Origin of the sequence: Streptomyces vastus (genome assembly GCF_039532825.1) — a bacterium.
Taxonomy (GTDB): Bacteria; Actinomycetota; Actinomycetes; order Streptomycetales; family Streptomycetaceae; genus Streptomyces; species Streptomyces vastus.
In genome coordinates, this window is sequence record NZ_BAAASJ010000094.1 from 1 (window position 1) to 649 (window position 649).

A 649-nucleotide genomic window follows, 5' to 3' on the forward strand; every position below is an offset into this window, starting at 1 on the left:
GGTGACGTACCGGGGTTGTTGGCCATGATTCTCGAATGTCCCAAGGAGCAAGGCTGCCGGGCCGTCGACGAGGTCCACCGCCCAGGTCACGTCTTCAGACATATCCATGACTTCACCGAAGGCAGCAAGGATGTCCGCCTCGGAGTTGATCACCTTGCGATTCCACAGCGGATCACCGTCGCTGTCCACCACTGTGATCCAGTGATGCCCTTTCCCGACGTCGATCCCTGCCCACGCCTGGGCCAGCCGTCCAGTCATCTCTCTTCTCCAGGTCCAACGCGGGCAGAGCATGCCGGGCCACCCAGACACAAGTCCGTACGAGCGATCGAGTCGCGGCTCTTAATCAGTTATGGCGGGTGACCGGAAGACTGGCCGACGGAGTCAGCATGAGCCCCTCGATGGGCAGGAGTACAAGAGTCGCATCCAGCCTTCCAGGCGGTGGATGTAACGATGATCGGACCGATGGGTCACTGCGCCCAGCGATCTTGTCAACGGCAGGGTGGGCCGCGGCCCGATCGGGTGTCCACCTGCACGCCCGTACTGTAGCGATCTTGGTCGCAGCTCTTAATTAGCAGCGAGGACGAGGTGCAGCGGCGAAGCGCTGCCCACTCCCGATCGGGCTCTCCAGAACGGTACGGGAGTACAAGGC

Annotated in this window: 1 protein-coding gene; it reads right to left on the reverse strand. The window is 62.1% G+C overall.

Features of this window, described 5'->3' with window-relative positions; genetic code table 11:
• A partial coding sequence (locus ABD357_RS29970; protein WP_344394147.1) for an IS110 family transposase occupies positions 1-258 on the reverse strand: 258 nt, incomplete at its 3' end.
• Positions 259-649 lie beyond the last annotated feature (391 nt).